General features: G+C 62.2%; 8 protein-coding genes and 1 pseudogene. 5 read left to right on the top strand and 4 right to left on the bottom strand.

Annotation, left to right across the window (positions count from 1 at the left end):
• Positions 1-894: 894 nt before the first annotated feature.
• Positions 895-1,092, bottom strand: coding sequence for a hypothetical protein (locus tag GV044_RS14045; protein WP_159871896.1), 198 nt, complete (start codon positions 1,090-1,092; stop codon positions 895-897).
• A 750-nt stretch (positions 1,093-1,842) separates the two neighbouring features.
• Entirely contained in the window at positions 1,843-2,229 is a 387-nt protein-coding gene (locus GV044_RS14040; protein ID WP_371741625.1) for a DUF1153 domain-containing protein, read from the bottom strand.
• 207 nt (positions 2,230-2,436) lie between these two features.
• Here GV044_RS14040 and GV044_RS14035 point away from each other — a divergent pair, with 207 nt between their 5' ends.
• Entirely contained in the window at positions 2,437-3,336 is a 900-nt protein-coding gene (locus GV044_RS14035; protein WP_159871893.1) for a division plane positioning ATPase MipZ, read from the top strand.
• 65 nt (positions 3,337-3,401) lie between these two features.
• Here GV044_RS14035 and GV044_RS14030 read toward each other — a convergent pair whose 3' ends face one another.
• A complete protein-coding gene (locus GV044_RS14030) occupies positions 3,402-4,301 on the bottom strand; it encodes a LysR family transcriptional regulator (RefSeq protein ID WP_159871890.1) in 900 nt (299 codons plus the stop codon).
• A gap of 122 nt (positions 4,302-4,423) precedes the next feature.
• On the opposite strand from GV044_RS14030, the gene GV044_RS14025 reads away from it, so the two are divergent.
• From GV044_RS14025 to GV044_RS14015, 3 genes are all read left to right on the top strand, one after another.
• On the top strand, positions 4,424-4,969 hold the full coding sequence (locus tag GV044_RS14025) for a carboxymuconolactone decarboxylase family protein (RefSeq protein ID WP_159871887.1): 546 nt from the start codon (positions 4,424-4,426) through the stop codon (positions 4,967-4,969).
• Positions 4,970-5,015: 46 nt separating this feature from the next.
• On the top strand, positions 5,016-5,768 hold the full coding sequence (locus tag GV044_RS14020) for an SDR family oxidoreductase (protein WP_236554992.1): 753 nt from the start codon (positions 5,016-5,018) through the stop codon (positions 5,766-5,768).
• 79 nt (positions 5,769-5,847) lie between these two features.
• Positions 5,848-6,876, top strand: a complete 1,029-nt coding sequence (locus tag GV044_RS14015; RefSeq protein WP_159871881.1) for a zinc-binding alcohol dehydrogenase family protein — start codon at positions 5,848-5,850, stop codon at positions 6,874-6,876.
• Positions 6,877-6,953: 77 nt separating this feature from the next.
• Here the strand turns inward: GV044_RS14015 and GV044_RS14010 are convergent, their stop codons facing one another.
• A complete protein-coding gene (locus GV044_RS14010) occupies positions 6,954-7,214 on the bottom strand; it encodes an ester cyclase (protein WP_159871878.1) in 261 nt (86 codons plus the stop codon).
• 248 nt (positions 7,215-7,462) lie between these two features.
• Here GV044_RS14010 and GV044_RS14005 point away from each other — a divergent pair.
• Positions 7,463-7,685: pseudogene (locus tag GV044_RS14005) on the top strand (flavin reductase); the annotation flags it as partial.

Below are 7,685 nucleotides of genomic sequence, written 5' to 3'. Positions count from 1 at the left end.
ATCCCCCATCGCTCGGTGCGCGCGAGCCTTACATAGCGCACGTTGATGGCTGTCGGGCTCTTGCCCGCTCTCGATGATTGCCCCGGCGCTGATGAGTTGACCAAGCCGCAGCCCGTTCAACATCAGCATGGTTAAGGTCCCGCTATAAAACATCGCGATTGCTCCGCGTGCGAACGAGCTAAACTGCTGCCAATGCTTACAGAAAGCGGGGCATCAGTTCATGGATTACATCGAAGTCGAGGTTAACGGCGTTTGGAAGCGAGTGGCTGTCGCGGACGTCTGGAAGTTTGACGGGAGCCGGAAACGGTGTGCGTCGTGCCACGGCCCGGTTTATGTGGCGCGGGATTTCACCGGCACGCGGAAGGCAGGTGTGACGCATCGCAAAGGACGCGCCGAATGCCTCGGAGACGATACGGTGCTTTCGCCTCGACATCCCGATGCTCTCGATTGAACCACAGCATCTGCTAAGCGCACGCTCGTGAAAGCGCACAGGCTTGATCGTCGCACTTCGGGCAGGTTGATTGGAATGAACCCAATCGCGTGAGCCGCCTCAACCCATCGGGGAGCAAGCGGGCAGGCTTAGCTTGGCTCACGCGAGGCGGTAGATGTGACCGGCCTCCTCGCATGCCATTTGCCTTCGCTGTCGCGCGCCAGCGGAACACCGCAAGCCTCGCACAAGGCGATGTATTCCCCATCCTTGTCGCGAGCTATCGAGACCACCGAGGGTTTGTGGCGACCTAGGGCGCAAAACATGGACATGTCGTTTAAACCCGCTCTCGGACCAGCTTGTGCCTTCTTTGTCCACCCCTGTCGATCGTTGGATATCCAAGTCGATGAGCCACCATTGATCGCGGCAGCCGTAAGCGCTTCCGGTCCCTCGCTTTTTGCCGAACGTTAAGGGCTGCGGGCTAGTTGGCGAGAATGCGCGCGAGAGCTCAAGTCGGTGAGATCGGGATTGGTGAGGCATGGGCCGAAATCCACATCAAGGATGCCATCAAGGCGCGCGGCGAGATCTTCCGCTGCCCTGACTGTCACGGCCGCTTCGTCGTTAATCGAAGCTACCGGGCGGGCGTAGATCCAGGCTTCAGCCACCGAGTGGCCTTCAGCCAGTGCGCAGGTGCAGGCAGGGAAGCAGGCCCGCGTCATCCTCAGGCACTCTCATGAGACCCGTGCACTGGCTCACGAGGACGCATAACGGACGGGCGCTTTGGCGTCCTTTTCCGGGCACCCGGCGGAAGGCTGCCCTTCGGATCAGCGTTCCTTCTTGCCGGCAGGGCCACGCCCACCCGCAATGATCCGGCTTGCTTGTCAGCTCCAACGTGTGAAAAGAGCGGTCCAAGCGAGCCCATCGAAGGGTGCGCTGCAAACAAGTCACGAGGGGGCGCGGTGATAAGTGGATTTGAGGGCCTACCTGAACTGGTCTATTCGCACCTGAGCCACGGTATCACTCGAGATGGCCGCGAAATTGAGGTTCAGATCTATCGTTTAGAAGATCGCTCCACCTGGCGCCTGGAAGTCGTAGATGACCAAGGGACGTCCACCTTATGGCACACGTCGTTCGCAACCGAGCTTGAAGCTCTAAGCGCCTTCCGCGCGAAACTCGCGCTAGAAGGCATTGGAGTTTTCTTCGAAGACTTCAGTGAACGTTTTCCGCGACGACCCAGAAAGGGCTTACACTGAGGGGGCTAGCGCACTTGGCGTTTGGCACCTGCGCCCAAAATTTATGTTGGCGCCGGGTTCGCCCAGACACGCGCCGTTATCCCTCGCGGGGCGGACATGGACGACGTCCTTGTCCGTCACCCACTGGGAGCCTTGCCCAGCAACAGAAGCTGACGGTTCAAATCAGGAACGCCGATCTTCTCGTTTCAGACGCTCTCGTTGGATGCTTTTGGCGCCAAGACCAGCTGTGCCGTTGCGGCTCACCGCCTGCTGCCATGCAGTCAACTCCTCGGGTGTCAGCTGATACCGTTCGCAAGCTTCGCTCATCGACAGAGCCCCGCTTTCGATTGCAGCCACAACCTCGGCTTTGCGCTTTGCGACCCAACGCGATGTATCCGGCACCGGAGGACGGTGCGCGATCGCTTCCGCACCCTTGGGTGGGAAGCCTTCTCTCTTCGCCATTGACTTGCCTTGTAAGCTTGATGAAACCGCGCGGCGCGCGGACATATCCGTTTGAACGAAGCTAAACGATCGACGGGCGGCTTCGGTTTCCGGCGTGCGGCCTTTCATGTCCTCGAAAGACGCGAGAAGCTGTCGCCCAGCATGGCGTCCTTGCTACGCACGAATTTCAGCGGGTGGTGGTTGTGGCAGGCGATCCGCAACAGTGGATCAAAAGCGTGGGTCATTTGCAATGGCGCTGGCCGCTTCGGTATACGTGCTCGCCCGCTCGGATCCGCGAAGCAGCCATCTCGCGGGCCGGGCAACTAGGGAGACACCGTGACAACGCACCGGATTGTTTTCGCTAACGAAAAGGGCGGTACCGGCAAGTCGACCACCGCCGTCCATGTCGCCATTGCGCTGGCTCACCAAGGCGCCAACGTCGCTTGTGTCGACCTGGACCACCGCCAGCGCACGCTCTTTCGTTACATGGAGAACCGGCTCGACACCGAGAAGCGGCGCGCGATCAGACTGCCCGGCACTCGCTTCGCCGTCTACGACGGCACGGACGTGGGCGAGCTCGACAGCCTGGCTCAGGACATAGCCGAAGGGCAAGACTTCCTTGTATTTGACACGCCCGGCAAAGACGATCCGCTAAGCCGCCACGTGGCCGCGACAGCCGACACGCTGGTGACGCCTCTCAACGACAGCTTTGTCGACTTCGACTTGATCGGGCAGGTTGAAGGCGAGACCTTCAAGGTCAAGAAGCTGTCGTTCTATGCCGAGTTGATGTGGGAAGCGCGCAAGAAGCGCGCGCACTCGACCCTGGCCGAGCAGCGCCGGGAGCTGGACTGGGTTGTGGTGCGTAACCGTACGCAGCAACTACAGGCGCGCAACATGCGCCGCCTTGACGGAGCGTTGCTGGAGTTGTCCAAGCGGGTAGGCTTTCGCATTGCAGGCGGCCTGTCTGAACGCGTGATCTATCGAGAGCTGTTCCCCTCGGGCTTAACCTTGCTCGACAAGGGTCACCTGGGCGATCTCGGCACAAGCCATCTGATCGCCCGGCAAGAGCTTCGCGGCCTTATCGCCGGACTAAACCTGCCAATGCCGGCACATACCACGGCTGCAGCCGAGCAGGATGGGGCGACACCAAGCCATCGGATCGCGCTCTCCGACGGGGCTCGCCACCGAGATGAACGGAAGGCCAAAGTTGAGGAGCAGATGATCCGCTCTGAGTGAGCGTTTGTGGGTCGAAGGTATACGCTGACCAACGAACGCGACCGCCGCCCTATCCCGTAGCTGGATCAGGTCAAACGCTCCTGAAGGCGGGGTGCTGCGAAATCCAGGAAGCTTCTGGTCTTTAGAGGCATGCGCCCACCCCCTAGGTAGAGGATGGAAACCGGCACAGAACCCGGTTCGTAGTCGTCCAGCACCGTTCGCAGGGTGCCAGCATCAATGGCATCGGTCGCCTGATATCGCAGCACTTGCGCAAGACCAACACCGGCGATTGCCGCATCGATGGCTGCCTCGGTCATCGAGACCGACAAGCGCGATTGGATCGGCACTCGATAGTCGCTCGCTTCCCCGTGCCGTCGGAAGCACCAGGTCGTGTCAAGGTTCAGGAAATCCACGCCCACGCATGGCACCTCGCGCAGATCCTCGGGGCTGCGCGGTACGCCATGCGCGGCCAGGAACTCGGGCGAGCCGACCACGGCCCAGCGGATGTCGGCAACGCGGCGCGCAACCAGGTTGCTGTCAGGAAGGCGGCCGATCCGCACCGCGAGATCCACATGCTCGCTCAGCAAGTCGAGCCGCTGGTCTGACAGGCCCAGGCGGACCGTCACTTGCGGGTGCAGCGCAAGGAACTCGTTGACGATCGGGAGCACGTGGCGCCGTCCGAAGGCGAGCGAGGCAGTGACCACCAGTTCGCCACGCGGCGCCAGGTACTCGCCCGAAGCCTCGCGCTCCGCTTCGGCGACGTCCTCCAAAATACGCCGGCACGCCTTTACGTAGGCAACTCCGGCGTCGGTGAGTTCCAGCCGTCGGGTCGAGCGTGTGAGCAACCTGGTGCCGAGATGTTCCTCGAGGTCGTTCAGCTTTCGGCTGAGCGTGGTAACCGGCATCTTCAACTTGCGACTGGCTGCAGACATGCTGCCGCACTCGATCGTATCGATCAGGATTGCCATCGCTTCGAGCCGGTCCATGATCTTCCCATATTCTGGGAAGCTGCTTGCTGAAAGTACCCGATTACCCCGAGGATCGGGCCGCTTTAACTCTCCCTCAGCGAAGGGGCCGCGCCGCGGTCCTGCACACAAGGAGACAGACAGTGGCTCGCATCACCATCCCCACGCGCGACGACGCACCTGCTGCGGCTCAGGCCCAGCTCGACCAGGTTGCCGGCAAGCTCGGCCGAGTGCCCAACTTCTTTCGCGTCCTGGCGACCAGCCCGGCCGTGCTTGCCGGCTACAGCTCTCTGGCCGAGGGTCTCGCCCGGACGTTGGACTTGCGCACCCGCGAGCGGATCGCGCTTGCAGTCGCCGAAGTGAACGGCTGCGAGTACTGCCTGGCCGCGCACAGTTACACAGCGCTCAATTTTGCACACTTGAGCCCCGAGGAGATCGCCCAGGCCCGCCAGGGCAGGGCTAGCGATCCCAAAGCGGCAGCCGCGGTACAGTTCGCGCGCCAGATCGCGCTCGGGCGCGGCAAGGTTAGCGACGTTGATCTCGCCGGCGTGCGCGAAGCCGGTTTCGAGGACGCGCAGATCGTCGAGATCGTCGCGGTCGTGGCCGAGAACTTCCTGACCAACCTGATGAACAATGTCGTCGGCACCGACGTGGACTTCCCTGCGATCGCCGAAGTCCGCGCTGCCTGACCACTCTGACGCTCCACCAATTCTTGCAAAGGACAAACCCATGATCATGACCGGCAACACCATCTTTATTACCGGCGCTACCTCTGGCATTGGCCGCGGCTTGGCCGAGGCGTTCCACAAACTCGGCAATCAGGTGGTGATTGCCGGGCGCCGCCGGGCCTTGCTGGATGAGGTCACTGCAGCCAATCCCGGCATGGCTGCGGTGGAACTCAACATCGACGATCCCGCCAGCATCGCCGCTGCCGCACAGCATCTGATCACCGAGTTCCCGGCACTGAATGTGCTCATCAACAACGCGGGGATCATGCCGTTTGACAATGCGTCTGCCGAAATGGACGATGCACAAGCGCAGCGGGTGATCACCACCAATCTGCTCGGTCCGATCCGCATGACCTCCGCGCTGATCGAACGCCTCAAGCAGCAGCCGCAAGCAACCGTGATCAACAACACGTCGGTGCTCGCCTTCGTGCCGTTGGCAACGACCGCGGTCTATTCGGCGACCAAGGCGGCGCTGCACTCCTACACGCTCTCTCAGCGCTTCATGCTGCGTGACACCGGCGTGCGCGTGCGCGAGATTGCGCCGCCCTGGGTGAACACCGACCTCATCAAGAAGGGTGACGATCCGCGCGCCATGCCGCTGGACGCGTTCATCGAGCAGACGATGGCCGTGCTCGCCACCGATGCGGACGAGGCTCTGGTCGAAGGCGTCAAGGCCATGCGCGACAATCCCGGTTCGGGAGAGCATGCCCTGGTCAACGGCTTCAATCAGGCGCTGGTCGACAACCCCATCCCGCACTGAGGTGTCCGTGCACGTCCCATCGATCCACCACGGTCCGGTGCGCGAGAGCCGCGCCGGCCGGGGAACAGGCAGGAAAGTCATGAAAGCTGTAGGATATGTCGAGCCGGGCGCCATCGCTCGCGAGGATGCGCTGCTCGACGTCACCATTGCCGAGCCGGTACCGGGCCCGCGCGACTTGCTGGTGCGTGTAAAGGCGGTCTCGGTCAATCCCGTGGACGTCAAGGTACGCGCGAGCACCGCGGCGCCGGACTGCCGACCCAAGATCCTCGGTTGGGATGCGGCCGGCATCGTGGAGGCGGTGGGTAGCGACGTCACCCTGTTCAAGCCGGGCGACGAGGTCTTCTACGCCGGCGATATCAGCCGCCCAGGTACCAATGCCGAACTCCACCTCGTGGACGAGCGGATCGTCGGCCACAAACCCAGAACGCTGGATTGGGCTGAGGCTGCAGTGCTTCCTCTCACCGCGATTACTGCGTGGGAACTGCTGTTCGATCGCCTGCGGGTCTCGCAGAGAGGTGCGGGTAACGGGGCAGGGCAGGGCACGCTTTTGGTGATAGGGGGCGCAGGCGGGGTCGGCTCCATCCTGATCCAACTCGCGCGGCAACTGACCGGGCTGACGGTCATCGCCACTGCATCCCGGTCAGAAACGGCAGCCTGGGTGCGGCGGATGGGCGCGCACCATGTCGTCGACCACAGCCGGCCGCTGCCCGAGCAGCTGACCGCTCTGGGCCTGCCGGAGGTCGAGTATGTCGCCAGTCTCACCGCGAGCGACCATTATCTGCCGATCCTGCCGCAGATCGTGGCCGCACAAGGTTATGTCGCGCTGATCGACGACCCGGCGAGTTTCGACATCGTATCTCTTAAGCGCAAGGCGATCACCGTCAGCTGGGAGTTCATGTTCGCGCGTCCGCTGTTCGCGACAGCTGACATGATTGAACAACACCATTTGCTCGATGAGGTATCGCGCCTCGTTGATCAGGGTGTTCTGGGTACGACGCTCTGCGATGCACCGGAGCCTCTCACGGCAGCGAACCTGAGGCGAGCCCATGCTCTTCTAGAGAGCGGGCAGTCAATCGGCAAGATCGCGCTAGTGTCAGCCACGCAGTAATGAGCTGGGATCAATCGGTGTGACGTCGAGATCGTTGTTTAGGAGAGCGCCGCCAAATGTAGCGGCGCTTCTCTCACTTAGTTCTGCAACACTGGCTCCAGGTTGCCTAGCACGCCGAGTTGCTGGAGCAGCACTGACGCCGCGTTGTAGCAGTGGAAGGACGTGACCTTGCCCTCCTTCAAATGGAACACATCGCAGCACCGCACGTCCATCCGCTTGCCGGCGGGCGCAAGGGTGCCGTCGGCCAGGTGCAGGTCACCCATATGCGTGCCTTGCAGGGCCAGCTCGACAACGACCACATCCCCTTCGGCGTAGAGCTGGAACCTTGATGACAGCAATCCGGCCTATGGCCCCCATCAAGGCTGTTGCTCGGCTCTCTAGAGGCATCCGCCCGGATATGAACCAACGGCGGAAGTCGGGGAGCGGGAAGGGCGCTCCGAATGGCCGAAACCGGGTCAGGCAGCTGGCTGCCGCTTATAGCTCGCCTGTGCGAGCGGGCGGACCTGCCAATTCCAGTGCAAGAAGCGGAGTTTAGCAGTTGGTGCGCCGTTCCATGAGGGCCCACGACCTAAACGGAGCTTCTCACATGACAGATCACGTGACCATCGAGCCATCCATCCTGTACCTAGGCACGCCCGTCGTGCTGATCAGCACCGTGAATGAGGACGGAACCGCTAACCTCGCGCCGATGTCGTCGGCATGGTGGCTAGGTTGGCGGTGCATGCTCGGCCTGCAGACCGCATCTCAGACGCCGCAGAACATGATGCGGACGGGCGAGTGCGTGTTGAACCTGCCGACGGTGCACCAGG

Origin of the sequence: Novosphingobium sp. 9U (assembly GCF_902506425.1) — a bacterium.
Classification (GTDB): Bacteria; Pseudomonadota; Alphaproteobacteria; order Sphingomonadales; family Sphingomonadaceae; genus Novosphingobium.
The sequence above is the reverse complement of the archived record's forward strand: the minus strand, read 5'-3'. Positions and strand labels throughout refer to the sequence as shown.

Bases quoted from the DNA above. Each gene is read 5' to 3' on its own strand.
- GV044_RS14040 (WP_371741625.1), bottom strand. From the start codon at position 2,229: ATGAAAGGCCGCACGCCGGAAACCGAAGCCGCCCGTCGATCGTTTAGC.
- GV044_RS14030 (WP_159871890.1), bottom strand. From the start codon at position 4,301: ATGGACCGGCTCGAAGCGATGGCAATCCTGATCGATACGATCGAGTGC.
- GV044_RS14020 (WP_236554992.1), top strand. From the start codon at position 5,016: ATGACCGGCAACACCATCTTTATTACCGGCGCTACCTCTGGCATTGGC.
- GV044_RS14015 (WP_159871881.1), top strand. From the start codon at position 5,848: ATGAAAGCTGTAGGATATGTCGAGCCGGGCGCCATCGCTCGCGAGGAT.